26 protein-coding genes are annotated in these 26434 nt (G+C 69.4%); 10 read left to right on the top strand and 16 right to left on the bottom strand.

What is annotated here, in order from left to right:
• Window positions 1-13: 13 nt before the first annotated feature.
• The 3 genes from QFZ29_RS18745 to QFZ29_RS18735 all read right to left on the bottom strand — a co-directional run bounded on the left by QFZ29_RS18745 (window position 14) and on the right by QFZ29_RS18735 (window position 2766).
• A complete protein-coding gene (locus QFZ29_RS18745; protein WP_306895991.1) occupies window positions 14-754 on the bottom strand; it encodes a cytochrome c biogenesis CcdA family protein in 741 nt (246 codons plus the stop codon).
• Window positions 751-1257: a thioredoxin gene (locus QFZ29_RS18740; protein WP_306895989.1), complete on the bottom strand. Its 507-nt coding sequence runs from the start codon at window positions 1255-1257 to the stop codon at window positions 751-753. The genes QFZ29_RS18745 and QFZ29_RS18740 overlap by 4 nt, the downstream gene beginning before the upstream one ends.
• Window positions 1258-1380: 123 nt before the next feature.
• Entirely contained in the window at window positions 1381-2766 is a 1386-nt protein-coding gene (locus tag QFZ29_RS18735; protein WP_306895987.1) for a glycine--tRNA ligase, read from the bottom strand.
• A 180-nt stretch (window positions 2767-2946) separates the two neighbouring features.
• Here QFZ29_RS18735 and QFZ29_RS18730 point away from each other — a divergent pair, with 180 nt between their 5' ends.
• Window positions 2947-4254, top strand: coding sequence for an alpha/beta hydrolase-fold protein (locus QFZ29_RS18730; RefSeq protein WP_306895985.1), 1308 nt, complete (start codon window positions 2947-2949; stop codon window positions 4252-4254).
• Window positions 4255-4323: 69 nt separating this feature from the next.
• Here the strand turns inward: QFZ29_RS18730 and QFZ29_RS18725 are convergent, their stop codons facing one another.
• Complete coding sequence (locus QFZ29_RS18725) at window positions 4324-4785, bottom strand: hypothetical protein (RefSeq protein ID WP_306895983.1); 462 nt, start codon at window positions 4783-4785, stop codon at window positions 4324-4326.
• A 236-nt stretch (window positions 4786-5021) separates the two neighbouring features.
• Here QFZ29_RS18725 and QFZ29_RS18720 point away from each other — a divergent pair, with 236 nt between their 5' ends.
• The gene (locus tag QFZ29_RS18720; protein WP_306895981.1) at window positions 5022-6821 is read left to right on the top strand and encodes a bifunctional lysylphosphatidylglycerol flippase/synthetase MprF; all 1800 of its coding nucleotides are present in this window, start codon (window positions 5022-5024) and stop codon (window positions 6819-6821) included.
• A 78-nt stretch (window positions 6822-6899) separates the two neighbouring features.
• On the top strand, window positions 6900-7307 hold the full coding sequence (locus QFZ29_RS18715; protein ID WP_306895979.1) for an NUDIX domain-containing protein: 408 nt from the start codon (window positions 6900-6902) through the stop codon (window positions 7305-7307).
• Between the two features lie 35 nt (window positions 7308-7342).
• Here the strand turns inward: QFZ29_RS18715 and QFZ29_RS18710 are convergent, their stop codons facing one another.
• From QFZ29_RS18710 to QFZ29_RS18690, 5 genes are read right to left on the bottom strand one after another with little or no spacing between them, the layout of a single operon-like run.
• Window positions 7343-8119, bottom strand: a complete 777-nt coding sequence (locus QFZ29_RS18710; protein WP_306895978.1) for an ABC transporter ATP-binding protein — start codon at window positions 8117-8119, stop codon at window positions 7343-7345.
• The gene (locus QFZ29_RS18705) at window positions 8116-8988 is read right to left on the bottom strand and encodes an ABC transporter ATP-binding protein (RefSeq protein WP_306895976.1); all 873 of its coding nucleotides are present in this window, start codon (window positions 8986-8988) and stop codon (window positions 8116-8118) included. The genes QFZ29_RS18710 and QFZ29_RS18705 overlap by 4 nt, the downstream gene beginning before the upstream one ends.
• On the bottom strand, window positions 8985-9881 hold the full coding sequence (locus QFZ29_RS18700; protein WP_306895974.1) for an ABC transporter permease: 897 nt from the start codon (window positions 9879-9881) through the stop codon (window positions 8985-8987). Before QFZ29_RS18700 ends, QFZ29_RS18705 begins: the two co-directional genes overlap by 4 nt.
• Window positions 9878-10951 carry an ABC transporter permease gene (locus QFZ29_RS18695; protein ID WP_306895971.1) on the bottom strand — a complete coding sequence of 358 codons (1074 nt, stop codon included), beginning with the start codon at window positions 10949-10951 and terminating at the stop codon, window positions 9878-9880. The genes QFZ29_RS18700 and QFZ29_RS18695 overlap by 4 nt, the downstream gene beginning before the upstream one ends.
• A complete protein-coding gene (locus QFZ29_RS18690) occupies window positions 10935-12518 on the bottom strand; it encodes an ABC transporter substrate-binding protein (RefSeq protein ID WP_306895969.1) in 1584 nt (527 codons plus the stop codon). The genes QFZ29_RS18695 and QFZ29_RS18690 overlap by 17 nt, the downstream gene beginning before the upstream one ends.
• Window positions 12519-12693: 175 nt before the next feature.
• Between QFZ29_RS18690 and QFZ29_RS18685 the strand changes: the two genes are divergently transcribed.
• Window positions 12694-13254, top strand: coding sequence for an Lrp/AsnC family transcriptional regulator (locus QFZ29_RS18685; protein ID WP_306895968.1), 561 nt, complete (start codon window positions 12694-12696; stop codon window positions 13252-13254).
• Between the two features lie 27 nt (window positions 13255-13281).
• On the opposite strand, the gene QFZ29_RS18680 is transcribed toward QFZ29_RS18685, so the two are convergent.
• Entirely contained in the window at window positions 13282-13656 is a 375-nt protein-coding gene (locus tag QFZ29_RS18680) for a hypothetical protein (RefSeq protein WP_306895967.1), read from the bottom strand.
• A 183-nt stretch (window positions 13657-13839) separates the two neighbouring features.
• Here QFZ29_RS18680 and QFZ29_RS18675 point away from each other — a divergent pair, with 183 nt between their 5' ends.
• Together QFZ29_RS18675 and QFZ29_RS18670 are read left to right on the top strand one after the other, a co-directional pair.
• Window positions 13840-15261 carry an aminopeptidase P family protein gene (locus QFZ29_RS18675; RefSeq protein WP_306895965.1) on the top strand — a complete coding sequence of 474 codons (1422 nt, stop codon included), beginning with the start codon at window positions 13840-13842 and terminating at the stop codon, window positions 15259-15261.
• A 9-nt stretch (window positions 15262-15270) separates the two neighbouring features.
• On the top strand, window positions 15271-16773 hold the full coding sequence (locus QFZ29_RS18670; RefSeq protein WP_306895963.1) for an alpha/beta fold hydrolase: 1503 nt from the start codon (window positions 15271-15273) through the stop codon (window positions 16771-16773).
• Window positions 16774-16786: 13 nt separating this feature from the next.
• On the opposite strand, the gene QFZ29_RS18665 is transcribed toward QFZ29_RS18670, so the two are convergent.
• The 5 genes from QFZ29_RS18665 to QFZ29_RS18645 all read right to left on the bottom strand — a co-directional run bounded on the left by QFZ29_RS18665 (window position 16787) and on the right by QFZ29_RS18645 (window position 22173).
• Window positions 16787-17692 carry a serine hydrolase gene (locus QFZ29_RS18665; RefSeq protein WP_373426243.1) on the bottom strand — a complete coding sequence of 302 codons (906 nt, stop codon included), beginning with the start codon at window positions 17690-17692 and terminating at the stop codon, window positions 16787-16789.
• Window positions 17693-17790: 98 nt separating this feature from the next.
• Complete coding sequence (locus QFZ29_RS18660; protein ID WP_306895960.1) at window positions 17791-19770, bottom strand: M13 family metallopeptidase; 1980 nt, start codon at window positions 19768-19770, stop codon at window positions 17791-17793.
• Between the two features lie 52 nt (window positions 19771-19822).
• The gene (locus tag QFZ29_RS18655; RefSeq protein WP_306895957.1) at window positions 19823-20083 is read right to left on the bottom strand and encodes an STAS-like domain-containing protein; all 261 of its coding nucleotides are present in this window, start codon (window positions 20081-20083) and stop codon (window positions 19823-19825) included.
• Window positions 20084-20105: 22 nt separating this feature from the next.
• Complete coding sequence (locus QFZ29_RS18650) at window positions 20106-20804, bottom strand: potassium channel family protein (RefSeq protein ID WP_306895955.1); 699 nt, start codon at window positions 20802-20804, stop codon at window positions 20106-20108.
• Entirely contained in the window at window positions 20797-22173 is a 1377-nt protein-coding gene (locus QFZ29_RS18645; RefSeq protein ID WP_306895953.1) for a TrkH family potassium uptake protein, read from the bottom strand. The genes QFZ29_RS18650 and QFZ29_RS18645 overlap by 8 nt, the downstream gene beginning before the upstream one ends.
• Before the next feature lie 67 nt (window positions 22174-22240).
• Here QFZ29_RS18645 and QFZ29_RS18640 point away from each other — a divergent pair, with 67 nt between their 5' ends.
• From QFZ29_RS18640 to QFZ29_RS18625, 4 genes are read left to right on the top strand one after another with little or no spacing between them, the layout of a single operon-like run.
• Window positions 22241-22612, top strand: coding sequence for a YccF domain-containing protein (locus tag QFZ29_RS18640; protein ID WP_306895952.1), 372 nt, complete (start codon window positions 22241-22243; stop codon window positions 22610-22612).
• A 28-nt stretch (window positions 22613-22640) separates the two neighbouring features.
• On the top strand, window positions 22641-24005 hold the full coding sequence (locus QFZ29_RS18635; protein WP_306895950.1) for an MATE family efflux transporter: 1365 nt from the start codon (window positions 22641-22643) through the stop codon (window positions 24003-24005).
• 29 nt (window positions 24006-24034) lie between these two features.
• On the top strand, window positions 24035-24784 hold the full coding sequence (locus tag QFZ29_RS18630; protein ID WP_306895948.1) for an SDR family oxidoreductase: 750 nt from the start codon (window positions 24035-24037) through the stop codon (window positions 24782-24784).
• The gene (locus tag QFZ29_RS18625; RefSeq protein WP_306895946.1) at window positions 24781-25221 is read left to right on the top strand and encodes a DUF4345 family protein; all 441 of its coding nucleotides are present in this window, start codon (window positions 24781-24783) and stop codon (window positions 25219-25221) included. The genes QFZ29_RS18630 and QFZ29_RS18625 overlap by 4 nt, the downstream gene beginning before the upstream one ends.
• Here the strand turns inward: QFZ29_RS18625 and QFZ29_RS18620 are convergent.
• On the bottom strand, window positions 25187-26407 hold the full coding sequence (locus QFZ29_RS18620; RefSeq protein WP_306895944.1) for an amidohydrolase: 1221 nt from the start codon (window positions 26405-26407) through the stop codon (window positions 25187-25189). The genes QFZ29_RS18625 and QFZ29_RS18620 overlap by 35 nt on opposite strands.
• Between the last annotated feature and the right edge of the window lie 27 nt (window positions 26408-26434).

Genomic DNA, 26434 nt, shown 5'->3' with positions numbered 1-26434 from the left:
ACCGCCGAACGACTCAGCTGAAGCCGAGGAACTCCTCGAGGCGTGCGATCGGCTCGTACCAGCCGAGATCGAGGATGAGCGTCTGCAGTTGCTTGTCAAGGCCCGCGACGACCGCGACGCCGACGAGGATGAACACGACGCCGATGGTGCGCCGGAACCACCCGTTCGGGTTCGCGAGCCAGCCGAGCCGGCGCACGAAGGCGCGCCCGAGGAGCGCGATGAGCAGCAGCATTCCGGCGAGGCCGACCGCGTAGGCCACGACGTAGCCGAGCCCCTCGCCGAACGAGACGGGCAGCACCGCCGCGACGATGAGGGCGTAGGTGGGGCTGCAACTGCTGAACACCGGCCCGAGCGCCGCACCGGTGAGGATGTCGCCGGCCACGCTCTGCCGGCGCACCGATCGATCGAGCATCTCTCCACTGCGCGACTGCAGGCGGAGCGCGCTCGAGAGCCGATCCCAGAGCACGGGGAAGATGAGGTCGACGCCGAGCAGGATGATGATGCCGCCGGCGATCACCTGCCAGACCTGCGGGGGAATGCCGAGCAGCGCGGTCGTCGCCTTCAGCAGCAGGGTGAAGACCACGACGCTCACCGCGAGCGAGCCCGCGATGACGAAGGGCCGCCACTGGGCACGCCGCTCGTCGCCGTCGCGCACGATCGATCCGCCGATGATCACGGGCAGGAGCGGCAGCACGCACGGGGCGGCGACCGTCAGCACGCCGGCGGCGAGGGCGAGGGCAAGCGAGGCGGTCACGGGCCGGCGGCGACGAGCGAGGCGACCGACGGCTCGTCGTAGATCACGGCGCTCGAGAGCATCTCGCCGGCGTCATCGACGTAGACGACGGTCGTCTGCAGGGTGACGCCGTAGCGCTGGCGCAACTCGGTCATGCTGTCGTAGTCGACCTTGATGACGGTGAGCCCGTCGGGCACACCCTGGGTGCGCAGCTCCTCATCGAGGGTACGACACTGCGGGCACCAGCTCGCGTGGAAGAACAGCACCTTCCGGCCGGCGGTCGTCGCGATGACATCGTCGGTGTAGTCGACGTAGGCGCCCGGGGCATCCGCCGCCGGCTCCTCGGTCGGCTCAGCTGTGGGCTCAGCTGCGGGCTCGTCGGTCATGGGCTCGTCGGTCATCGGCGATTCCGTCATCGGCGCCGTCGTGGTCGGAGCCTCGGTGCCGCCGGCACACCCTGCGAGCGTGAATGCGGCGAGCGCGATCGCGATCATCGCGCCGGTCGTTCGTGCCTGCTGCAGCATCTCCACCTCGATTCGCGAGTCACTGCGACTCTGCTCCTCTCACGCTAACCAAGCGTGCGAGCACAGACCCGGCGCAGACCTTACGGAATGCGGACGGGATGGAGAGCGACGGCGTCGCGAGGACTACGCGCCGACGAGTCGCGACGCGAGGTATCCCTGCAGCTCGGCGAGCGGCACGCGCTCCTGCTGCATGGTGTCGCGGTCGCGCACCGTCACCGCGTTGTCATCGAGCGAGTCGAAGTCGACGGTGATGCAGAACGGCGTGCCGATCTCGTCTTGGCGACGGTAGCGGCGCCCGATGGCGCCCGCGTCGTCGAAGTCGACGTTCCAGTTCTGCCGAAGGGATGCCGCGACCTCGCGAGCGAGCGGCGAGAGCCGTTCGTTGCGCGACAGCGGGAGCACCGCGGCCTTCACGGGCGCGAGGCGCGGATCGAGGCGGAGCACCGTGCGGGTGTCGACGCCGCCCTTCGCGTTCGGCACCTCTTCGACGTCGTAGGCGTCGATGAGGAAGGCCATGAGCGCTCGGGTGAGGCCGAACGCGGGTTCGATGACGTAGGGGGTCCACCGCTCGTTCTTCGACTGGTCGAAGTAGGAGAGGTCTTTGCCCGAGTGCTTCGAGTGGGTCGAGAGGTCGAAGTCGGTGCGGTTGGCGACGCCCATGAGCTCGCCCCACTCGCCGCCGGTGAACCCGAAGCGGTACTCGATGTCGATCGTGCGCTTCGAGTAGTGCGACAGCTTGTCTTTCGGGTGTTCGAAGTAGCGGATGTTGTCGGGCTTGAGGCCGAGGCCCGTGAACCAGTCCCAGCAGTGCTGGATCCAGTAGTCGAACCATTCCTCGTCGGTGCCGGGCTCGACGAAGTACTCCATCTCCATCTGCTCGAACTCGCGCGTGCGGAAGATGAAGTTGCCGGGAGTGATCTCGTTGCGGAACGACTTGCCGATCTGGCCGATGCCGAACGGCGGCTTCATGCGCGCCGTCTGCAGCACGTTGGCGAAGTTCACGAAGATGCCCTGCGCCGTCTCGGGGCGGAGGTAGTGCAGGCCGGCCTCGTCTTCGACCGGGCCGAGGTAGGTCTTCAGGAGGCCCGAGAATGCGCGCGGCTCGGTCCACTGGCCGCGCGTGCCGCAGTTCGCGCACGCGATCTCGGCGAGGCCGCCGACGGGCTCGCGGCCCTTCTTCTCCTCGAACTCCTCGATGAGGTGGTCTTCGCGGTAGCGCTTGTGGCACTGCAGGCACTCGACGAGCGGATCGCTGAAGACCTCGACGTGACCGGACGCCTCCCATACCTGCCGAGGCAGGATGACGCTCGAGTCGAGGCCCACGATGTCGTCACGGCTCTGCACCATGTAGCGCCACCACTGGCGCTTGATGTTCTCCTTCAGCTCCACGCCGAGGGGCCCGTAGTCCCACGCCGAGCGGGATCCGCCGTAGATCTCGCCGGCTTGGAAGACGAAGCCCCGGTGCTGGGCGAGGGTGATGACAGAATCGAGACGGCTGGGTGCGGCCACGGTGGCTCCAATGGTCCTGAGGGGAATCGGGCGAGGGCCCGGAAACGTACGGAGTCCATCTTATGGGCGGTCGCGAGGGCCGCCGTGTCCCCCCGACTCGGGGCATCCGGTTCATGGCCCGGGGCCCCCGCGAAGACTACGCTGGCGTCATCGTCACTCCTTGGGGCGAGGGGGCGCACTGTGTGGGATTTCCTGCTCGACGTGAACGTGGTCGACGGTCCGTTCATCGTGGTCATGTACGGGCTCAGCGCGCTCGTGGCGATCTACCTGCTCGGCCGCGAGGCATCCGGATCCTGGGTGCTCACGGCGATCGTGCTGATCATCGTCGGCGCCATGGTCGGCGCGGGCGTGCTCTGGGCCGCGGTGTACGTGCTCAACTGGTTTGGCGGACCCGTGACGGATGCCGCGTGGTTCTGGATTCCAGCGGTGTTCGCGGGCGTCTTCATCGCGATCTGGAACCTTTGGTTCACCCGGTGGTGGCGCAAGCTCGTCGCCCTGCTCGCGATTCCGATCTTCGCGCTCACGGCGGTCTTCGGCATCAACGCGGCATACGGGCTGAACCCCACGCTGGGGTCGATGCTGAACGCCTCCACCCTCCGCGCGATCGATCCCGAAGCCCCCGACCCCAACGAGGCGGACCCGGTCGACCCCCTCTACCTCACATGGCTGGCGCCCGCCGGGATGCCGGCCAAGGGCGCGATCGGCACCGTCGAGGGCGGGATCCCCAACACGAACTCGGGGTTCCCCGCCCGAGCGGCACAGATCTACCTGCCGCCGGCAGCACTGGTCGACGACGCCCCCCGATTGCCCCTCGTGATCATGATGATGGGCCAGCCGGGCAACCCCGACGCGAGCTTCATCGCCGGGGTGCTCGATGAGTACGCAGCCCATCACAACGGCCTCGCGCCCATCGCCCTCGTCATCGACCAGCTCGGCGACCCGGCCGACGATCCGATGTGCCTCAACACGGAGCGCGGCAACGTCGAGACCTACGTGATGGGCGACGTCGTGCCGTGGGCGCTGCAGGAGCTGAACGTGCTGCGGGGGCGCCAGTTCTGGACGGTCGCGGGCTATTCCAACGGCGGCGAGTGCGCGGCGTACTTCGGCACGAAGTACTTCGAGACCTTCGGCAACCTGCTCGCGCTGTCACCCGACGAGTTTCCGGGCGCCGAGCACTCCGACGAGGTGCTCAACACGATCTTCGCGGGCGACCAGCTCGCCTACGACGCCGTGAAGCCCGCGAACATGATGGCCGCCAGGGCGCCGTATCCCGACACGATGGCGATCTTCACGGTCGGCGCCGACGACTCGGGATTCGGCCCCGGAACGCAGCGATTGGCGGATGCCGCGGCGCTGGCCGGCATGCAGACGACCTTCTTCGCCGTGCCCGATGCCGACCACGGCGCGAGCGGGCTGAAGGGCGGCTTGCGCAAGGGGTTCGAGGTGCTTTACCCGCGGCTCGGACTCGCGGCACCGCCGGCAGCTTAGGAGCGCACGCATGAGCGACACCGATCGGGCGACTGCCTCCGAAGCCGATGTCGAACCCGCCGGCCGGCTTCAATCGACCACCTCGGCCGTCGCCGGGTTCGCGCGGCGCGTGCCGTTCAGCTTCGCCTTCGCGGTGCTCGTCATCGCCACGGCGGTGATCACGGGTTCGATCGTCGGCGCCGCGAGCGCGGACACCGAGGCGACCTGGGCGGCCGGCGTCGGGACCACGATCGAACTCGGTCGCTGGTGGAGCGTGCTCACGGCGCTTGCCATCCCCGCCGATCCGTTCCAGCTGGTGGCCGGCGTCGTGCTCGCGGCGACCCTGCTCGGCATCGCCGAGCTCCGCCTCGGCACCGCGCGGGCGATCCTCGCGTTCGTCGTCACGGGCGTCATCGGCGTGACCGTCGGCGTGCTGCTGCAGTGGCTCGGCAGCCTCGCCGGCGAGTGGTGGGCGACCGGCACCTCGATCGACCTCACGCTCGATCCGCTGACGGGCATCGTCGGCGCGCTCATCACCGCCACGGCATTCATGACGGCGCTCTGGCGCCGACGCATCCGTATCGTCACCTTCGCCTTCGTGCTCGTGTTCGTGCTCTACGACGGCGACTCCTCGAACGTCTACCGGCTGATCGCGGGCCTCGCCGGACTCGCGCTCGGCGCCGTGCTCACCCGCAATCCGTCGACGCTCGCGCCTCGCCGCAGCTCGCACCGGGAGACGCGCACGCTCATCGCGACGGCGGTGGCCATCACGGCGATCGGGCCCGATCGTGTCGCTCATCAACGGCGAGGAGCTGACGCCGTTCGCATTCTCGGCGAGCCTCTTCGGCGCCGAGGTGCCCGACGCCGACGCCGTGCTCACCGAGTGCGCGAGCGTCACCTCCGCCTTCTGCGACCGGCAGCTCGCACTGCTGAGCGCGCAGGGCCCGGGCGTCATCCTGCTCTCGTTCCTGCCGCTCGTGCTCCTGCTGCTCGCGGCGTGGGGGCTGCGCAACGGCCGGCGCTTCGCGCTCCTGCTCGCCGTCGCGGTGAACATCGCGCTCGCCCTGCTGGCGTGGTTCTCGTTCGACCTCGCGGCGACGATCGCCGACGGCGAGGAGTGGACCGGCTTCGACGTTGGCGAGCTCATCGTCTGGACGATCGCCGCCGTGCTGCTGCCGGTCGGGATGGCGGTGCTCCTGCTCGTGTTCCGGCGGCAGTTCGCCATTCGTGCCCCGAACCGCGCCGTCGCGCGCTTCACGGGCGTGGTGGTCGGCTCGTTCGTGGTGCTCGCCGGTGCGTATCTCATCACCGCGCTCGTGACGATCGAGGAGTTCGTTCCGGATGCCACGCCGCTCGACGTGCTCATCGACACCGTCAAGCGATTCGTGCCGGTTCACTTCGTGGCGGCCTTCGACCCGATCGTCGTGCCGGTGCATGACGTCACGTTCGTGCTGTACCAGCTCGTCGGGCCGCTGTTCTGGGCGATCTTCGTGATCGCCGCCGTGCCGTTCCTGTCGGCGACGGCCGATCGCTCGCATACACGCGACCGCGACCGGGTGCTCGCGAACCTGCAGCGCGGCGGGGGTGGTTCGCTCGGCTTCATGGCGACGTGGCCGGGCAACTCCTATTGGTTCAGCGACGATGAGCAGGCCGCTGTGGCCTACCGCGTGGTGAACGGCATCGCGATCACGATGTCCGACCCGATCTGCCGCGAGGCGCGCGATGGGCAGACGATCCGCGAGTTCGCGGCCTTCTGCGACCGCAACAGCTGGGTGCCGGTGTTCTACAGCGTGCACGACCGCTACCTACCCGTCTTCGAGGCGCTTGGCTGGCAGCACATGCCGGTCGGCGAGGAGACCGTGGTCACGACGACGGGCCTCGAGCTCACAGGCAAGCCGTGGCAGAAGGTGCGGCAAGCGCTCAACCGCGGCATCAAGGAGGGCCTCACGACCGTGTGGACGACGTGGGACGAGCTCCCGCTCGCGACGGTCGCCGCGATCAACGCGATCTCGGAGGAGTGGGTCGCCGAGAAGGAGCTGCCCGAGATGGGCTTCACGCTCGGCGGCATGGAGGAGCTGAAGGACCCCGAGGTGCGGCTCATGCTCGCGGTCGGTCCCGACGGACGGCTGCAGGCCGTGACGAGCTGGCTGCCGACCTACCGCGAGGGCGTGCCGATCGGCTGGACGATCGACTTCATGCGCCGAGCCGACGGATCGATGAACGGCGTGATGGAGTTCCTCATCGCCTCGGCGGCGCTGCACATGAAAGAGGAGGGAGCCGAGTTCCTGAGCCTCTCCGGTGCTCCGCTCGCGACGAAGCCGCTCGCCCCCGGCGAGGAGCCGCCGCCCGCGACCGTGATGACCCGCTTGCTCGACTGGCTCGCCAAGACCCTCGAGCCCGCCTACGGCTTCACCTCGCTCTTCCGCTTCAAGGCCAAGTTCAATCCCGAGTACCACACCATCTCGATGGCCTACCCCGACCCGCTCGCCCTCCCCGCGATCGGCGTCGCGATCGGCCGCGCGTACCTCCCCGAGGTGTCGCCGAAGGAGGCGGTCGCGCTCGTGCGCACCCTCACGAAGGTGTCGTAGCGCCCGCCGCTCACAGTGCGCCCGCCGCTCACGGTGCGCCCGCCGCTCACGGTGCGCCCGCCGCATAGGGTGGAACGGATGCCGCACCTGCCCGACCTCCTCGTCGCCGCGATCGCCCTCGTGCGCGAGCGCCGGGTGCTCATGGTCACCGCACGCGACCGCGACGTCTTCTACATGCCCGGCGGCAAGATCGACGACGGCGAGAGCGCAGCGGATGCCGCGGCACGCGAAGCCCGAGAAGAGGTCGCCCTCGACCTCGACCCCGCCACGCTCGACGAGCTCTTCGAGGTCGTCGTGCAAGCGCACGGCGAGCCAGAGGGCCGGCTCGTGCGCATGCGGGTGTTCCGAGCCGAGACGGATGCCGCGCCGGCAGCCTCGGCCGAGGTCGGCAGCGTGCACTGGGTGACCACGGCCGACGCGCACCGCTGCCCGCCCGCGGGCGCCGAGGTGCTCGCCCGGCTCGCGGCATCCGGCATCATCGACTGAATCTGCGGACGCGGCACCGAGCGCACCTGCGCGGGTCAGCCCGGCAGCACACCCAGACCGTCGACGACGGGGATGGCCGCGAGGAGCCGCTGCGTGTACGGATGCTCCGGCGCCGACCAGACCTGCGCGACCGGACCGCGCTCGACGATGCGGCCCGCGCTCATGACGGCGACGTCGTCGGCGATCACCCGCACAACGGAGAGGTCGTGGCTGATGAACAGCAGCGCCGCGCCCGTCTCGACGGCGAGGTTGCGCATGAGGATCGCGATGCGGGCCTGCAGCGACGCGTCGAGCGACGCGATCGGCTCGTCGCCGATGAGCAGCTCGGGGCCGGCCGCGATGGCGCGCGCGATGGCGACCCGTTGGCGCTGGCCGCCCGAGAACTGATGCGGGAACCTCGATCGGCTGGCGGGGTCGAGCTCGACGTGCTCGAGCAGGTCGGGCACGCTCCAGGCGTCGCGGTCGGGATTCACCCGGAGGCCGTCCTCGATCTGGCTGCCGATCGTGCGCCGCGGGTTCAGCGAGGCGAACGGGTTCTGGAACACCATCTGGATCCGCATGAGTGCGGGGTCGCGCTTCCGCAGGCCGAGCTTGCCGACGGGCCGGCCGTTGAACGAGATCGAGCCACTCGAAGCCGGCTCGAGGCCGCACACCGCTCGGGCGAGCGTCGACTTGCCGCATCCGGATTCGCCGACGAGCCCGAGCACCTGACGTGGTTCGAGGTCGAAGCTCACGCCGTCGACCGCCTTGAGCGAACCGCGACCGGGCAGCTTGTACGAGACCTCGAGTTGGTCGAGCTTCAGTAGGGTCATGATGCGGTCCCGTCGCTCGGGTGCGTGCCCGACTCGGGCAGCGCATCGATGAGTGCCTTCGTGTACGGATGCCTCGGGGCGGTGATGACCTGGTGCCGATCACCGTGCTCGACGATCTCGCCCATGCGCATCACCGCGATCGTGTCGGCGAGCGCCGACATCACCCCGAGGTCGTGCGTCACGAGGATGATCGCGATGCCGAGCTCGTCGCACAGCTTGCGCAGGAGGCGGAGGATGCCGGCCTGCACGGTGACGTCGAGCGCAGTGGTCGGTTCGTCGGCGATGAGCACCGACGGCTCGCACATGAGCGCCGACGCGATGGCGATGCGCTGCAGCTGACCGCCCGAGAACTGGTGCGGGTACTTCCGCAGTGCAGCCTCGGGGTGCGGCACGGCGACGAGGCCGAGCATCTCGAGCGCGCGCTCCCGCGCGGCGCGCTTCGACGCACGGGTGTGGTGGCGGTAGTGGTCGACGAGCTGTGCCTCGATCGTGAGCATCGGGTGCAGGCTCGCCGAGGGGTCCTGGAAGATCATGGCGATCTTCGCTCCGCGGAAGCGGTTCATGCTGCGCTGTTCGAGGCCGATGAGCTCGGTGTCCTCGAAGCGGATGCTGCCGCCGAGGTCGGCGCCGGCCGGGAGCAGTCCGCACACGGCCAGGCCCGTCATGGTCTTGCCCGAGCCCGATTCGCCCGCGAGACCCGTGATCCTCCCGGCGGGCACGTCGAGGTCGATGCCCCGGAGGATCTCCTTACGCGCCTCACCGCGACCGAAGCTCAGGGTGAGGCCCGAGATGACGACGCCGCTGCCCGGCGCGCCGCCCGGTTCGGTCGGCTCGAGTCGGTTCGTGGTGCTCACGGTGTTGTCGCTCACAGCGCCCTCCCCTGCACGGCCTCTTGCGACCGCGGATCGAGGGCGTCGCGGAGGGCGTCGCCGAGGAAGTTGAAGGCGAGCACGACCGTGAGGATGGCGAGGCCCGGGAACGCCGCGATCCACCACGACGAGAACTGCTGCACGCCGTCGGCGACCATCGAGCCCCAGTCGGGCGTTGGCGGCACCGCGCCGAGGCCGAGGAACGACAGCCCGGAGAGGAGCAGGATCGCCGTTCCGACGTCGAGCGTCGCGAGCACGACGACGGGAGAGATCACGTTCGGCAGGATGTCCTTGCCGAGCGACGTGAACGGGCCGTTGCCGAGCAGGCGGCCCGCGATCACGTACTCCGCGTTGCGCGCACCGAGGACGAGCGACCGGGTCACGCGGGCATAGGCCGGCCACGACACGATGAGCATCGCGATGACGGCGTTCGTCAGGCTCGGGCCGAGCGCGGCGGCGATCACCATCGCGAGGATGATCGTCGGGAACGCGAACACGAGGTCGGCGATGCGCATGATCGTCTCGTCGATCGCCTTGCCGAAGTAGCCCGCGATCGCCCCGAGCACTGAACCGATGAGCATCGCGAACACGACGAGCATGAGGGCGAGCGGGATCGACACCTGCGCACCCGAGACGACGCGCGACAGCACGTCACGACCGACCTGGTCGGTGCCGAACCAGTGCTCGGCGCCCGGCGCCTGCAGCCGCTCGAAGTCTTGGGCGAGCGGATCGTACGGGCTGACCCACGGCGCGAGCAGCGCGACGAGCAGCCAGAACACCACGATGGCGCCGCCTGTGATCGCGAGCGGCGTGCGGAGCTGCTTCGAGATGCGCAAGCGGCCCTTGCGACGCGTCTGCACAGCGAGCACGTCGGTCATGCCACGTTCGGTCATGCCACCCTCACCCTCGGGTCGATGAAGCCGTAGAGCACGTCGACCAGGAAGTTCAACCCGATGTAGACGCATCCGACGACGAGGCCGACGCCCATGATGGCCGGCAGGTCGAGCTTGGTGGCGGCCGAGTAGGCGTACTCACCCAGCCCGTGCCAGGAGTAGACCTTCTCGACGAGCACCGTGCCCGAGAGCAGCGAGCCGAACGCGACGCCGAGCACCGTGATGATCGGCACGAGCGCGCCGCGCAGCACATACCGCGTGAGGACCACGCGGCCGGGAAGGCCCTTGGCGCGGGCGGCGCGCACGTAGTCGAGATCGAGCACCTCGAGGATGGCCGACCGCGCGAAGCGAGTGAGGAGGCCGATCGTGTAGAGCGCGAGCACCGCAGCCGGCAGGATCAGGTGAGCGACCGCATCGGCGAACGTCGCCCACTGGCCGGCGAGCAGGGAGTCGACGGTGTACATGCCCGTCACCTTCGGCGGCGGGATCGTGGCGGGCGAGAGCCGGCCCGAGCCCGGGAACCAGCGCAGCTGCGAGAAGAACACGAAGTAGACGACGAGCGCCAGCCAGAACGACGGCACCGAGATGCCGATGAGGCTCACGACGCGGATGACCTGGTCGGTGATCGTGCGCCGCCGCAGCGCCGCCCACATTCCGAGGCCGACCCCGAGGACGATGGAGATCAGGATGGCGGCGAGCGCGAGCTCCGCGGTCGCCGGGAACGCCTTGCCGAGGTCGTCGGCGACGGGCGCACGCGTCTGCTGCGACACGCCCAGGTCGCCCTGGAGGACGTTGCCGAGGTACGTCACGTATTGCACCGGGAGCGGCTGGTCGAGACCGGCGTTCGCCCGGAACTGCGCAACGATCTCGGGGTTCGCGGCGGCTTGCTCGCCGAGCGCCGCTTGCACCGGATCGGCTGGGACGAGGTTCGTGAGGGTGAACGTGACGAGCGTCACCCCGAAGAGCAGGAGGATCGTCAGGCCCGCCCTGACGCCGAGGTAGCGCGCGAGCGGGTGGATGCCCGCTCGCGCGCCCTGCTTCCCGGGAGCCGTGCTACTCGATTCCGGCAAGATCGACGGTCCAGGTCGGGTTGAGCGGCACCGCGGTGATGGTCGTCGCGGTCACCACGTTCTGCGCCGGCTGAAGCAGCGGGATGAACGGCCCGCTCGCGTTCTGCGCCTTCTGCAGCTCTTCATAGGCGGCGGCACGTGCGTCGGGGTCGGTCGCCGTCACGGCGGCGGTCGCCAGGTCGGTCACCGCGGGGTCGGCGCCGGCTGCCCAGCCGGCCCGCAGGCCCACGAGCTCACCCGGCGTGAAGGCCAGGTAGTTCGACGGGTCGGGGAAGTCGGGGCCCCAGTACCAGAGACCGACCGTCTCCTTGCCGTCGCGGTAGGCGTCGAGCTCGGTGGCGACGGGGGCGGGGGCGAGCGTGATGTTGATGCCCACCTCCTTGAGCTGCGCCTGGATCGACTCCGCGACGCTCTGGAGGGAGAGCCCCTGCACGGTGATGTCGTTCGGGAAGTTCAGCGTGACCTCCTCGCCGGCGTATCCGGACTCGGCGAGCGCCGCCGCTGCCGCGTCGGCGTCGAACTGGTTGCCGTCGGCCGCGTCGAGGGCCCCGTTGAAGATCGACGGGATGAAGCCGCCCGGACGAATGGAGCCCTCACCGGCGAGATCCACGATCTTGTCGTAGTCGATGCCGAGCTTGAACGCCTCGAGGAACTTCGGGTTGCTCGTGATCTCGCTGACCGCGGGGCTCTGGTTCAGGAACAGGAAGATCATGTACCGCGAGGGGTTCGCGATGATCGAGACCTTCGAGGTGTCGAGCTCGGAGACCTGGTCGGGATTGAGGTCGAGTGCCACTTGCGAGTCGCCGGCCTCGACGTTGAGCTTCTGCGTCGGGCCCTGCACGTTGCGGAGTACCACCCGCTCGTACGCGGGCTTCGTGCCGGTGTACTCGGGGTTCGCGGTGAACACCACCTGGGATGCCGCGTCGAAGGACTCGAGGATGTAGGGGCCCGAGCCCGCCGACTCGGTGTTGAGGAACGTCTCGGCGTCGTCGTCGGCGGTGGCGCTGCCGCCGTTCTCCTCGACGACCTCCTGGTTGACCACGCCGAGCGCCGGGTTCGGGAGGATGAACGGAAGCGCCGGGTTCGGCGACTCGGAGGTCAGCGTGAGCGTCGTCTCGGAGGTCTTCTCGATCGTCACGCCGTCGAGCAGGAATGAGGGATTGCCCTTGAGGCCCTGCACACGCTGCAGCGAGAACACCGCGTCGTCGACGGTCACGTCGGAACCGTCGGAGAACGTGTGGCCCTCGTTCATGGTGAGCGTCACGACCGTGTTGTCGTCGCTGATCTCATAGCTCGCGAGTCCGTCGACGGGCGCCGTGACGTCGTCGCCGTCGAACGTGAGGAGCGTCTCGTAGAGGGCCTTCGCGACGATCCCCCCAGTGGTCTCGTACTCGCGATTGGGGTCGGCGGTCTTCAGGTCGAACGAGGCATCGACGACGAGCGACGTGCCGGCGGCGGAGTCGCTGGCGGGAGTCGGCGAGCAGGCGCTGAACGCGAGCGAGGCCGCAAGGGCCACGCCGAGGGCGGCCGCGCCGCGCCGGGCTGTGCGGCGGAACGATCGTGACAAGGTGGTGCTCCTTATCTGATTGGAGGGATGAGTGAGAAAGTAGTGTGCGGGCAGATCATTCGTCAATCATCGATGGGATAACGAAGAAGAATCGTCTCGATTCTGCCGAAGAAATGGCATATCCTCTCAGTCGGAGCCCTTCCTCACTGCTGCGACTGGACAGATGGAGTCTCGGATGCAACTCGATGACACGCACGTTCGCATGCTGGAACTGCTGCGCGAAGACGGCCGCACCTCCGTCGCCGCCTTGGCGGAGCACTTGGGCATCTCGCGATCCAACGCCTACACGCGCTACGAAGCCCTCGTCCGGGCGGGGGTCATCCAGGGGGTTCACGCCGAGATCGATCCGGCAGCCGTCGGGCTCGGCGTGGCGGCGATGGTGTTCATCACCCTCCGGCAGAGCCAGTGGGCCGACTTCCGGGCGCGACTGTCCTCCGTGCCCGAGCTCGAGTACTTCGCAGTCACCACCGGGGAGCACGATGCCATGCTCCTCGTGCGGGCGCCCGACGTGTCGGCCATCCACGAACTCGTCGCCACTCGGTTGGCGCAATGGCCGTCGATCAAGGCGACCACGACGGTCTTCCTCATGGACGAGGAGCGCGCCCAGGTCTCGCTCCGGATGACGCGCTCGGCGACCTCCTCCGTCGAGGACTCCGGTGAGCGCTTCGGCATGACCCGATTCGTGCGCACGAGCGACGATCGCGCGCAACGCGTCCCCGATCGACGGAGGCGTTGACCGCCGAGCCGGCCGGACCGGCCGCGCTCAGACGACCTCGCGGCAGACGCTCATGTGGAGCACGCCGTCGGGCGTGCGGAACTCCTCGGTGAGCAGGAGGGTGCCATCCGCGTTCCGCGAGATGATCGACGAGGCGTTCCCGGTGGTCGTCTCGGCGTCATGGCTCCGGTGCACGAAGGAGATGTCGATCCGGGCCTGGTTCCGCACACCGCAGAAGCGGCCGACCGCCACCGTGTCGCCCACGTACTCCCCCCACAGCACGCCGTCGGCCTCGTGGTAGACGAAGCGCGTCGGGGCATCGTGGTCGACGATGCTCGAGGTGGACGAGACCATGTCGAACACCCGCCGATCGAGGTCGACGTCGGGCGTGGCTGGAGTGGTCTGATGGTCGGATCCGGTCATGACGACATTGTGTGGAGGCGAGGAAACGAGTGTCAACCGAGTCGCGTTCCGTCTCGAATCGAGGTCCTGCACCGTCGTGATATGAGACAAACTGCACCGGATGCGGTCACCCGTCCGGATGTTTCGTCGAACAGCGTTGCGACGACTTGACGGCCTTTCGCGCACGCTGGCTTACTGGGGTCCATGCGTCCAGAGCCCTTCGCCTACCGCGACCCTCGCACCCAGCCGCTCCCCGATACCGAGGAGTTCCGGCGCTACCTGGCCTCCGATTGGGGGCCCGTCGATCGCCACGCAGACGTGGTCGCCGGCGCCGGCCCCGCCGCACGGCGGCATCGCGAAACGATCGGAGCGCAGTTCCCGGGGCGCACGATCGTCGTGACGGCCGGCCGATCGCACGTGCGCTCGAACGACACGGAGTTCGACTTCCGCCCCGACAGCGACTTCGTCTGGCTGACGTCCTGCCAGGCCGAAGGCGCGGTGCTCATCATGACGCCGGCCGGCGGCGGACACGACGCCGCGCTCTTCATTCCCGAGCCCGTCGCGGCCGGCGATGAGGCCTTCTACGCCGACCCGTTGCGCGGCGAACTGTGGATCGGCCCGGCTGCGGGCCTCGCGGAGTGGGCGACCGCGCTCGAGATCGAGGTCAGGTCGCTCGATGCCCTCGGCGACGCGCTCGACACGCTCTCCGCCGACACGCTCGGAGCGGGCGCCCCCGAGCCTCGACTCGTGGATCGGGTCGCCCCGTCGGCGGACCTCCACGTCGCGCTCTCGGCGGCGAAGCTCGTGAAGGACGACTGGGAGATCGCGCAGTTGCGTTCCGCGGTGGATGCCACGGTCGCCGGGTTCCGTGCGGTCGCCGCCGAGTTGCCGGCAGCCATGGAGTTCGGTGGCGAGCGCTGGTTGCAGGCCACGTTCGAGCGCCACGCGAGGACGTTCGGAAACGGAGTCGGCTACTCGACCGTCGTCGGCAGCGGCCCGCATGCTCCCACGCTGCACTGGACGAGGTGCGACGGCCCCGTGCTGCCAGGCCAGGTCGTGCTCATCGACGCCGGCGTCGAAGCGCGCTCCCTGTACACCGCCGACGTGACCCGCTCGCTGCCCGTCGACGGCACTTTCACGCCCGCGCAGCGGGAGGTGCACGACCTGGTCGAGCGCGCGCACCGCGCGGCGATGGCCGAGATCGGCCCCGGCAAGTCGTTCCTCGACATGCGGAGCACCGCCTACGAGTCGATCGCGACCGCGCTGCACGAGCTCGGCATCCTGCGGGTCTCCGTCGACGAGGCCATGTCACCGACGGGGCAGCAGCACCGTCGGTACCTCCCGAGTGGCACCGGGCACCATCTCGGACTCGACGTTCACGATTGCGCGAAGATCGGCGACGAGCGGTACCTCGCTGAGCCGCTGCGGCGCGGGACGGTCCTCACCGTGGAACCCGGCCTCTATTTCCAGGCGAACGACCTGACGGTGCCGCCCGAACTGCGCGGCATCGGCATCCGCATCGAAGACGACCTGCTCGTCACGGCGACGGGGCATGAGGTGCTCACCGCGGCGTTGCCGATCGACGCCATGGGTATCGAGGCCTGGCTACGGGAGTCGCCCGCATAGACTGCGGGCATGCCGACGACTCGCGAGTTCCGGAGGGGCGAGCACGTGATCGTCATCCGCGAGTCGGGCGTTCCCGACGGGCCCGAGTACGTGCTCGTGCACGGCCTCGGCATGGCGCACGAGTACTGGGACGGCGTCGCCGAGGTCCTCGAGCCGACGGGCACCGTGTACGCTCTCGACCTGCCCGGATTCGGCGACGCCCCCGAGCCGCGGGAACCGCTCAGCATCGCCGCGTTGGGCGAGCTGCTCGCCGAGCTGCTCGTGGCCGAGGGCATCGAGCGACCCGTGCTCGTCGGCCACTCCACGGGCGCACAGGTCGTCGCGGAGACCGCGGCGCGACATCACGAGCTCGTCGAACGGATCGTGCTCATCGGAGCCAGCGTGAACCCGCGGGAGCGTACCCTCGCGATGCAGACGCTGCGATTCCTGCAGGACATCGCCGTCGTGAACCCCAAGGTGCTCGTACAGGGGATCGCCGCATACACGCAGGCCGGGCCGCGTTGGTTCGTCGCGAACCTGCGGCCGATGCTCGAGCACCGCATCGAACAGGCACTGCCGCTGATCGAAGCCGGCACCCTCGTGATCCGCGGGGAGAAGGACCACCTCGTGCCACGCTACTGGGCTGAGGAGATGGCGGCGCTGGCTCCCAAGGGCCGCTTCGCCGAAGTGCCCGGCCGTGGCCACGACACGATGGTCGTCACCGGGAGCCAGGTCGGCGAGATGGTCGCCCGGTACGCGCGCGGCGAGCCGGTCGGTCGTGACGTGAGCATGCCCGACGAACCCCTGAAGGCCGAGCGGATGAATCGGCTGAGCGCCGTCGGCTGGTGGGTCCGTGACTATGCCTACGCCGCCGGCCGCCAGCTCGCCCTCGTAGGCGCGCGGCGGCCACCGGCGCACTGGCGGAGGGGTGACCCCGCCAAGTCCGACATCGTGCTGCTGCCCGGCGTGTACGAGCACTGGTCGTTCCTGCGACCGCTCGGCGATGCGCTCAACGCCGCGGGCCATCGTGTGACCGTCGTACACGGACTCGGACCGAACCGGCTCGGCATCGCCGAGACGGCGGCCCGGCTCGAGCTGGCCCTCGCCCGGGTGACGGTGCCTCGGGCCGGCCGCGTCATCGTCGGGCACAGCAAGGGCGGGCTCATCGGCAAGTACCTGCTCGTCGGCGGCGACGACAGCAGCGATCGCGCCGGCGCGCTCGGCATCCGCGGGGTCGTCGGCGTGTGCACCCCGTTCGGCGGTGCGCGGCGGGCACGGCTGTTCCGCGACCCGAGCATCAGGGCGCTGCTGCCGAGCGACGAGACGATCGTGATGCTCGGCAGCGCGGCATCCGTCAACGCCCGCATCGTCTCGGTGTTCGGCACGTACGATCCGCACGTGCCCGACGGCAGCGTGCTCGACGGCGCCACGAACGTGCGGGTGCCCGTGGCGGGGCACTTCCGGGTGCTCGCGGCGCGCGAGACGCACGTGGCGGTGCTCGAGGGGATCGCGATGCTCGCGGGCGACGGGTAGGGCGCGGGGCGGGTCAGTGGACGTACTCGAGCAGGTCGAGGCCGACCTGGTGCATGCCGTCGAGCACCGCGAGGCGCGACGAGAGCATCGTGTCGGCGAAGTACATCGACACGGCGTACGACACGCTCGCCCGCGGTCCGCGGAGCACCCCGACTTCGCTGCGCACGCCGCCGTCGGTGCCGGTCTTGTTCATGAGCAGCACGTTGTGGTCGGGCATGCGGTGCGCGAGCGGGTCGAGGCCGAACGCGCTCGCGACCATCGACAGGTCGGAGTTGAGCGAGAGCCATCCGACGACCCGTTGTGAGACCTCGGGGCTCACGATCTCGCCGCGCGCGAGCGAGGCGAAGAGCCACGTGAGCTCTTTCGCCGAGCCGATCGAGAGCTGCGGGGCGTCATCGGGGCCGCGATGGTCGCGCACGAGGTCGAGCAACGCCGTGCGGGTCAGACCGAGCGTCTCGGTGCGGGCGCGCACCGCTTCGAGGCCCACGTAGCGGATGAGCACGTTCGTGGCGAGGTTGTCGCTCGTCGCGCCGATGAGCGACGCGAGGTCGGCGAGCGGCAGCGACGGCGACTGCATGTGCTGCCAGATGCCCGAGTCGCCGACGGAGTCGCGCGGGGCACGGTCGAGCACCGTGAACGCCTCGGCGCTCGTGCCCGCGAGACGGGAGGCCACCTCGACGAGGAGCAGCACCTTGCCGATCGAGGCCGTGGGCATCACGACGTGGTCGTCGACCGAGAACAACACCTTGCCGGTCGCGAGATCGGTCGCGCGTGCCGAGACCTGCACGCCGGCGAGCGCCAGTTCGCCGAGGGAGTGGAAGCCGCGCGAGAAGTTCTCGTTGGGCTCCTCCGTGCGATGCCGTCCGCGCCGGATGCTGGCGTGTCGCGCTCGTCGCTCGGATCCCTGCGACGACGTCACCACGGTGCTTGCACGATCTTCCTCAGACGGTCGGCGCTCCCCCACCGCGGTCTGCGGCGCGCTCGAACTTGGTGAATTTGGCGGTTGCGAGAAGTCGACTACCAGATCGTCACCCGCTCGGCTGGATCCAGCCAGAGGGCGTCGTCGGAGGTCACTCCGAAGCCAGCATAGAACTCGTCGATGTTCCTGACGATCTGGTTGCAGCGGAACTCGTTCGGCGAGTGCGGATCGATCGCGAGCAGGCGCACGACCTCCTCGTCACGGCCCTTCATCTGCCAGGCCTGCGCCCATGAGAGGAAGAACCGCTGCGAACCCGTGAGGTCGTCGATGACCGGCGGCTCGGCGCCCTCGAGCGAGATGACGTAGGCCTTCCACGCGATCGCGAGCCCGCCGAGGTCGCCGATGTTCTCACCGATCGTGAGGGCGCCGTTGACGTGGTGGTCGGGCACCTGAGCCGGGGCGAGCGTGTCGAATTGCGCGATCAGGGCCTTCGTGCGCTCCTCGAACGCCTCGCGATCGGCTGCGGTCCACCAGTCGGTGAGCCGGCCGTCGCCGTCGTACTTCGAGCCCTGGTCGTCGAAGCCGTGCCCGATCTCGTGCCCGATCACGGCGCCGATCGCGCCGTAGTTGGCTGCGGCATCCCGCTCGGGCGTGAAGAACGGGTACTGCAGGATCGCCGCAGGGAAGACGATCTCGTTGAAGCCCGGGTTGTAGTAGGCGTTGATCGTCTGCGGGGTCATGAACCACTCGTCGCGATCGATGGGCTTGCCGATCTTGCCGAGCTCGCGGTTGAACTCGAATTCGGCGGTCGCGCGCACGTTGCCCACGAGGTCGTCGCGGATCTCGAGCGCCGAGTAGTCGCGCCACTTCACGGGGAACCCGATCTTCGGCGTGAACTTGTCGAGCTTGTCGAGCGCCTTCGCGCGGGTCTTCGGGCCCATCCAGTCGAGCCCGGCGATCGACTGGCGGTACGCCTCGACGAGGTTCGCGACGAGCTCGTCCATCTCGGCCTTCGCCGCGGGCGGGAAGTGCCGCTCCACGTAGATGCGGCCGACCGCCTCGCCCATGGCGCCCTCGACGAGCGAGACGCCGCGCTTCCACCGCTCGCGCATCTGCGGCGTGCCGGTGAGGGTGCGCCCGTAGAAGTCGAAGTTCGCCTCGACGAAGTCGTTCGAGAGGTAGGCGGCGCTCGACCGGATCACCTGCCAGGCGAGCCAGTCACGCCACGCCGACAGTCGGTCTTCGGTGAGGAGCGCACTCAGGCCCTCGACGAACGAGGGCTGGCGCAGCACGAGCTCGTCGAAGGCGCCCGCGGGCACCCCCATGGCGTCGCGCCACGTGGCCAGGTCGACGCGGCCGCCTTCGGTGGTTCCGGATGCCGCTGCCGCGGCATCCGCCCACTTGTACAGGTTGTACGTCTTCTCGCTGTCGCGCGAGGCGACGTTGTCCCAGTGCGCCTTCGCGATCTCGGTCTCGAGGTCGAAGACCCGGACCGCGCGGTCGGCGGGATCCTCGAGCCGAGCGAGCCCGAACATCCGCTCGAGGTGGGCACCGTAGGCGGTGCGGATCTCGCCGAAGCGCTCTTCGCGGAAATAGCTCTCGTCGGGCAGGCCGATGCCGCCCTGCTCGACGAACACGAGGTAGCGCTCGGGATCGCCCGGGTCGTTGTCGACGTAGAGCTGCACGAAACCCGAGACGCCCTGGCGCTCGAGTCGGCCGAGGGTCTCGAGGAACGTGTCGATCGAGGCGATGAGCGACACCTCGACGAGCTGTCCGGCGATGGGCGTGGCGCCGAGGAGATCGGCGCGCTGCTCGTTCATGAAGCTCGCGTAGAGGTCGCCCACCTTGCGCGCCTCGGTGCCGGGCTCGGCATCCTGAGCCTCTTCGATGATCTCTCGCACCGCTTGCTCGGCCTCTTCGTGCAGCACGAGGAAGGAGCCGTAGCGCGCCTTGTCGTCGGGGATGGCGGTGCGTTCGATCCACTTGCCGTTGACGTGCCGGAAGAGGTCGTCTTGGGGGCGAACCCCCTCGTCGAGCTCGTCGTGCGCGATTCCTGAGGGGAGCGTGACGTCAGTCATTCCGCCAGCCTACGTCGCCCTCGGCCCTGAGGCGGATGCGACGTGCAGTGGATCATTCGCCCCTGCCGAGTCCTCGTCTGATCATGAACTCGACTGCCGAGTCCGTACGGACCGGGATGAGGCGGGTATCGGGATGGTCAGCGGCCCACACGCGGAACAGCTCGTCGACGAAGCCCTGCCCGACAAGATCGACGCCCTGGAAGTCGAGTTCGACCTCGGTGAACTTCTCGAGGCCCACGGCAAGCCGTTTTGCCTCACTACGACTCACGAATTCGGTGCCGAGTTCGAACAGCTTGATTCGATGCAATGCCATGCCTCGTCGGAGCCGGTTCGGTTCAGCGCAGCTGGGCGAAGTTCTCAGAGTTCGCCGTGGGACCCACCACGAGGATCGTGTCGCCCGGGCCGAGCACCGTGTCGGCGTCGGCGTTCTTCCACGCCTCTGCGTCGCGCTTGAACGCGGCGATCGTGACCCCGTACTCCTTGCGGATGCCGGTGTCGCCGAGTCGCTTGCCGAACAGCGACGACGGCGCCGACGCCTTCACGAGCGCGTAGCCGGCGTCGACCTCGATGTAGTCGAGCGCGGCTCCGCGCACGAGGTGCGCGACCTTGCGACCCATGTCCTTCTCGGGGTAGATCACGTGGTGCACGCCGAGCTGCTCGAGGATGAGCCCGTGCCGGTCGTCGACGGCCTTCGCCCAGATGATCGGCACGCCCATTCCGAGCAGCACGGAGCACGTGAGGATCGAGGCCTGGATGTCGCTGCCGATCGCCACGACGACGCGGTCGAACTCGTCGACGGCGAGCTGGCGCAGCGCCTCCTCCTTCGTGGAGTCGGCGCGCACCACCTGAGTGAGTTCACCGTTGTGCGCCTGCACGAGCTCCTCGTCGGAGTCGATGCCGAGCACATCGGTGCCCCGTGCCATGAGTTCGCGGGCCAGCGAGCTGCCGAATCGCCCGAGCCCGATGACGACGACGGAGTCGGCCTCAGCGATGCGGCGCGAGTTGTCGCCGCCGAAGATCGAGAATCTAGCCAATGGCGGGCCTTTCCTTGGGGTATTCGTAGAGGATGCGGCGGTCGCGGAGCGCGATGGCCGATCCGAGGGTCAACGGCCCGAGCCGGCCGAGGAACATGAGCGCGACGAGCACGAGCTTCGCGGCATCCGGAAGATCGACCGTGATGCCCGTGGAGAGCCCCACCGTGCCGAACGCCGAGATCGCCTCGTAGAGCACGCGGTCGAGGTCGAGGCCCGTGATGAACATCAGGGCGAGTGTGCCCGCCATCACCGCGGCGACCGCGATGAGGGCGACGGTGATCGCCTGGCGGTGCACCGCGCGAGAGAGTCGCTTGCCGAAGATGTTCACGGCACCCTCGCCGCGGAGCTCCGTCATGATGATGAAGAAGAGCACGGCGAACGTCGTGACCTTGATGCCGCCCGCCGTACCAGCGGGCCCTGCCCCGATGAACATGAGCACATCGGTACCGAGCCACGACTCGGGATGCATCGCGGCGATGTCGATCGAGTTGAACCCGGCGGTGCGCGCCTGCACCGATTGGAAGAAGCCCGCGAGAATTCGTGCGCCCGGGTCGAGGGCTCCGAGCGTCTTGGGGTTGTCCCACTCGATCAGGGTGATGTAGACGGTGCCGAGCACGAGCAGCACGACCGTGGCCCACAGCACGATCTTCGTGTTCATCGACCAGTGCAGCGGACGGCGGAACTCCTTTCGCAACTGCATGATGACCGGGAAGCCGAGGCCGCCGAGGATCACGGCCGCGGCGATGGGCAGGCAGATGAACGGATCGCTCACGAACCCCATGAGGTTGTCGCTGTAGAGCGCGAACCCCGCGTTGTTGAACGACGACACGGAATGGAACAGTGCGTGCCACGCGGCGTCGCCCAGGCTGTAGCCGTACCCGAACACGAAGCGCAGGAACAGGAGGAGGAACGTCGCGGCCTCGACCACGAGCGAGATGAGGACGATGCCGCGCACGAGCCCACGCACGTCGTCGTAGCCGACGGCCTTCGCCTCGGCCGCCGTGTTGAGCCGCGACCGAACCGAGAGCTTGCGCGCGAGCACGAGGCCGATGAGCGACGCGAAGATCATGATGCCGAGGCCGCCGAGCTGGATGAGCACGAGGATCACGACCTGCCCGAACGAGCTCCAGTACGTGGGGGTGTCGACGACCACGAGGCCCGTCACGCAGACCGCCGAGGTCGCCGTGAAGAGCGCATCGACGAAGGAAGCGCCCGTGCCGGTCGTGGTCGCGAAGGGCAGGGAGAGCAGCGCAGTTCCGGCGAGGACCGCCGCCGCGAAGCCGAGGACCACGGTCTGCGCGGGGTGCAGTCGAAGGCCGCGGCGGGCCGGACCGCGCCGCGTCGCGTCCACCGTCGAGCGTGTGGTCACCTCGGTACTCTAGACCTCCTCGCCCCTCGCCATGGTTCGCGGCGGGAAGCGCTCCTAGACTTCGGTCATGAAGACCGTGCTCAACATCATCTGGCTCGTGCTGTCGGGCTTCTGGCTGTTCCTCGGCTACATGCTCGCGGGCGTGATCATGTGCGTGCTCATCATCACGATCCCGTGGGGCATCGCCTCGTTCCGCATCGCGAAGTACGCGCTCTGGCCGTTCGGGCGCGAGGTCGTGCAGAAACCCACCGCGGGCGTGTGGTCGTTCCTCGGCAACATCATCTGGTTCGTGCTCGCGGGCATCTGGCTCGCGATCGCCCACGTCGTCTCGGGCATCGCGCTCTGCATCACGATCATCGGAATCCCCCTCGGCATCGCCGACTTCAAGATGGTGCCCATCTCGCTCGCGCCGCTCGGCAAGGAGATCGTCGAGACCTGATCGGGCGAGCGGATGCCGCGAGCCGGCCGTGTCGACCCCGCCGCGTAGGCTCGGAACCATCAGCACCACCACGTCCCGCGGCGTCGACCGCGACATCCTGCGCCTCGCCGTGCCCGCGCTCGGGGCGCTCATCGCCGAGCCGCTGTTCCTGCTCGCCGACACGGCGATGGTCGGCCACCTCGGGGCGACGCCCCTCGCGGGACTCGGTCTGGCGAGCGCGGTGCTGCAGACGATCATCGGCCTCATGGTGTTCCTCGCCTACGCGACGACCCCCGCGGTGTCGCGGCGACTCGGCGCGGGCGACGAGCGCGGCGCCGTGGCATCCGGCATCGACGGGTTGTGGCTCGCGCTCGGCATCGGCGCGGTGCTCGCCCTCGCCGGGTGGTGGGCGGCGCCCGTGCTGGCGGGCGCGTTCGGCGCTTCGGCCGACGTGACCGCCGCGGCATCCGTCTATCTCACGATCTCGATGGCCGGGCTGCCGGCGATGCTCATCGTCTTCGCGGCGACGGGCCTGCTGCGCGGGCTGCAAGACACGCGCACGCCGCTCTTCGTCGCCGGCATCGGCTTCGCCGTGAACATCGCCTTGAACTACGTCTTCATCTACGTCGCCGGCTGGGGCATCGCGGGCTCCGCCGTGGGCACGGTCATCGCGCAATGGGGCATGGTCGCGGTCTACCTCGTGGTCGCCGGCCGGCATGCCGCGAGGGTCGGCGCGAATCCGTGGCCGCACCACGCGGGCGTGCTGCGCGGGGTGGCCTCGGGAGGCTGGCTGTTCGTGCGCACCCTGAGCCTGAGGGCCGCGCTCCTGCTCGCGACGTGGGCGGCGACGGCGCTCGGCTCAGAGGAGCTCGCGGCGTTCCAGGTCGCGATCACGATCTACTTCACGCTCGGGTTCGCGCTCGACGCGCTCGCGATCGCCGCGCAAGCACTCATCGGGCACGGGCTCGGTTCGGGCGACGTCGACGCGGTGCGGATGGTGCTGCGGCGCTGCCTGCAGTGGGGCGTCGCGAGCGGCGCCGTGGCCGGTGCCGTCGTCGTCGCCACGGCGTGGGTGCTCCCGGCGGTGTTCACGAGCTCGGGCGAGGTCGCGGCGCTCCTGCCGCCCGCGCTCGTGGTGCTCGGCATCTCGGCGCCGCTCGGAGGACTCGTGTTCGTGCTCGACGGCGTGCTCATCGGCGCCGGCGACGTGCGCTACCTGGCCTGGACCGGCCTCCTGAACCTCGCCGTGTTCGTGCCGCTCGCCGTCGCGGTCGTGGCGGTGGCGCCCGCCGGGGCTGCCGGGCCCGCGTGGCTCGTGGCCACGTTCGCGATCGGCTACCTCGCCGCCCGCGCCGTCACCCTGTCGCTCCGCGCTCGAGGCTCGGCCTGGATGGTCACGGGCGTGCCGGCGTGAACTCGTGAACTCGTGAACGAAAGGCAAAGATGACCACCATCCTCGTCACCGGCGGCACGGGCCGACTCGGCAGGCCCACGGTCGAACTCCTCCGATCCGCCGGGCACGACGTTCGGGTGCTCAGCCGCCACGAGGGCCCGGGTCGCGTCGTCGGTGATCTGCGCTCGGGCCAGGGAATCCGAGAGGCGGTCGCCGGCACCGGCACGATCGTGCACCTCGCGACGCGGAGCAGCTTCGGCGACGTCCCGCTCATGCGAACACTCCTCGATGCGTCGCGAGCGGCCGGCGTCGGCCACGTCGTCTACGTCTCCATCGTGGGCGTCGACCGGATCCCGCTCGGCTATTACCGGCAGAAGCTCGACGTCGAGCACCTGCTCGAGTCGTCGGGCCTCCCCCACACCATCCTCCGCGCGACGCAGTTTCACGAACTCGTCGTCGGGCTCTTCACGGCGCAGCGGTTCCTGCCCGTCGTGTTCGCCCCGAAGATCTCGTTCCAGCCGATCGCGGCCGGCGACGTCGCGGCCCGGCTCGCCGAGCTGGCCGGCGGCGAGCCCGCGGGCCGCGTTCCCGACGTCGGCGGGCCCGAGCAGCTGCCTGCACGGGAGCTCGCGCGGCAATGGGCGGCAGCGGCATCCGTGCACCGCAGGATCGTGCCGGTGGCGGTGCCGGGCCACACCTTCGCCGCGCTGGCCGCCGGCCACAACCTCGTGCCCGGTCCCGCCTTCGGCACCACGACGTTCGCCGAGTTCCTCGCCGCGAGATACGGGGCGAGCGTATGACGCTCTCGCTGCGCATCGGCCTCGCCGTGCTCGCCCTCATGGAGCTCGTGCTCGGCGTGTGGACGTCGCTGTTCCCCGAGAACTTCTACCGCGACGTGCCGACCGTGAACCTCACGCCGCCCTACAGTGAGCACCTGTTCCGCGACTTCGGCGGCGCCACGCTCGGGCTCGCCATCGTGCTCGGCGCGGCCGCGATTTGGCCCACAACACGACTCGTCGTCATCGCGCTGCTCGCGTACCTTGCGTTCTCGGCGCCGCATCTCGTGTTCCACCTCGGGCACCTGCACGACGCGACGGCCATCGAGGCGAGTCTGCTCACGGTGGCGCTCACCGCGACGGTCATCCTGCCACTCGCCCTGATCGCGGTCGCGACCATCCGTGCGCGGCGCGCTCGCGACGGGCTCAGCGCTCCCCGAGCCACTCCCGAGCCGCAGTGACGAGGGTGCTGACACCGACCGTGAGCGTCGGCTCGATCACCGGTGCGAACTTCGGCGAGTGATTCGACGGCAGGTGGTCGGGCAACCGCCCCGTGCTGTGGAAGTCGGCGAAGAGGGCCGGGTCGGCCCCGCCGAGGAGCCAGTAGCAGAGGGGTGCGCCCGCCGAGGTGGCGAGCACGTTCACATCCTCGCTGCCCGAGACGACGCCCGGGTCCAGCACGCGATCGTCGCCGAGCAGCCGGCGCAGGGCCGCGGCCGTACGCGCCGTCGCGGCCTCGTCGTTGACGGTGCGCGGGTAATGGTCGTCGTGGTGCACCTCGGGCTCGATCATGGCGCCGGATGCCGCGGCCTCCGCCTTCACGACGCGCTCGATCGCTGCGAGCACCCTCACGCGCACGGCGTCATCGAACGTGCGCACCGTGAGGCCGAGCCGCGCTTCGGACGGGATGATGTTGTTCTTCGTGCCGCTGTGCACCTGGCCGACCGTGACGACCGCACCCTCGGCGGCCGCGATCTCGCGGGACGCGATGGTCTGCAATCGCATGATCGTCGCCGCGGCCATCACGATGGGGTCGACCGTGGTCTCGGGGCGCGACCCGTGACCGCCTGCTCCGTGCAGCACGACGGTCAGCGAGTCGCTGCTCGCGAACGCGACGCCCGCCCGCACTGCCGCGAACCCCGCTGGCAGTGGGCCGACGTGCTGGCCGAGCACGATGTCGGGCTTCGGCACCAGGTCGTACAGCCCGTCGTTCACCATCACGCCGGCGCCGCCGCCCCACTCCTCGGCGGGCTGGAACACCACGGCGAGGGTGCCCGTCCACTCGGCGCGGTCGCCGGCGAGCCGCTCGGCCGCCCCGAGCAGGCACGTGACGTGCACGTCGTGGCCGCACGCGTGCATGACCGGCACGTCGTTGCCCTCGTGGTCGACGCCGCGCGCGCTGCTCGCATACGGCAGGCCCGTGTCCTCTTCGACGGGCAGGGCGTCCATGTCGGCGCGGAGCAGCACGGTCGGCCCGTCGCCGTTGCGCAGAAGGCCGAGCACGCCGGTCGTGCCGATGCCCGTCGTGACGTCGTAGCCGAAGGATCGGAGCCGGTCGGCGACGATGCCTGCGGTGCGATGCTCCTGGAAGGACAGCTCGGGGTTCGCGTGCAGGTCACGATAGGTCGCTTCGAGGTCGACGCTCATGTCGTCAGCCTACGACCGCGCGGCCGA

The organism is Agromyces albus (genome assembly GCF_030815405.1).
GTDB classification, from domain to species: domain Bacteria; phylum Actinomycetota; class Actinomycetes; order Actinomycetales; family Microbacteriaceae; genus Agromyces; species Agromyces albus_A.
The sequence above is the reverse complement of the archived record's forward strand: the minus strand, read 5'-3'. Positions and strand labels throughout refer to the sequence as shown.

What these genes read in the sequence shown, in the direction of transcription:
- QFZ29_RS18740 (WP_306895989.1), bottom strand. Translation starts at nt 1,257, where the DNA reads ATGCTGCAGCAGGCACGAACGACCGGCGCGATGATCGCGATCGCGCTC.
- QFZ29_RS18725 (WP_306895983.1), bottom strand. Translation starts at nt 4,785, where the DNA reads ATGAATGCCGTGGCGGTGATGAGCGCGCCGACGATGCCCGTCAGCGGA.
- QFZ29_RS18715 (WP_306895979.1), top strand. Translation starts at nt 6,900, where the DNA reads ATGCCGCACCTGCCCGACCTCCTCGTCGCCGCGATCGCCCTCGTGCGC.
- QFZ29_RS18710 (WP_306895978.1), bottom strand. Translation starts at nt 8,119, where the DNA reads ATGACCCTACTGAAGCTCGACCAACTCGAGGTCTCGTACAAGCTGCCC.
- QFZ29_RS18700 (WP_306895974.1), bottom strand. Translation starts at nt 9,881, where the DNA reads ATGACCGAACGTGGCATGACCGACGTGCTCGCTGTGCAGACGCGTCGC.
- QFZ29_RS18685 (WP_306895968.1), top strand. Translation starts at nt 12,694, where the DNA reads ATGCAACTCGATGACACGCACGTTCGCATGCTGGAACTGCTGCGCGAA.
- QFZ29_RS18680 (WP_306895967.1), bottom strand. Translation starts at nt 13,656, where the DNA reads ATGACCGGATCCGACCATCAGACCACTCCAGCCACGCCCGACGTCGAC.
- QFZ29_RS18675 (WP_306895965.1), top strand. Translation starts at nt 13,840, where the DNA reads ATGCGTCCAGAGCCCTTCGCCTACCGCGACCCTCGCACCCAGCCGCTC.
- QFZ29_RS18670 (WP_306895963.1), top strand. Translation starts at nt 15,271, where the DNA reads ATGCCGACGACTCGCGAGTTCCGGAGGGGCGAGCACGTGATCGTCATC.
- QFZ29_RS18660 (WP_306895960.1), bottom strand. Translation starts at nt 19,770, where the DNA reads ATGACTGACGTCACGCTCCCCTCAGGAATCGCGCACGACGAGCTCGAC.
- QFZ29_RS18655 (WP_306895957.1), bottom strand. Translation starts at nt 20,083, where the DNA reads ATGGCATTGCATCGAATCAAGCTGTTCGAACTCGGCACCGAATTCGTG.
- QFZ29_RS18640 (WP_306895952.1), top strand. Translation starts at nt 22,241, where the DNA reads ATGAAGACCGTGCTCAACATCATCTGGCTCGTGCTGTCGGGCTTCTGG.
- QFZ29_RS18630 (WP_306895948.1), top strand. Translation starts at nt 24,035, where the DNA reads ATGACCACCATCCTCGTCACCGGCGGCACGGGCCGACTCGGCAGGCCC.
- QFZ29_RS18625 (WP_306895946.1), top strand. Translation starts at nt 24,781, where the DNA reads ATGACGCTCTCGCTGCGCATCGGCCTCGCCGTGCTCGCCCTCATGGAG.
- QFZ29_RS18620 (WP_306895944.1), bottom strand. Translation starts at nt 26,407, where the DNA reads ATGAGCGTCGACCTCGAAGCGACCTATCGTGACCTGCACGCGAACCCC.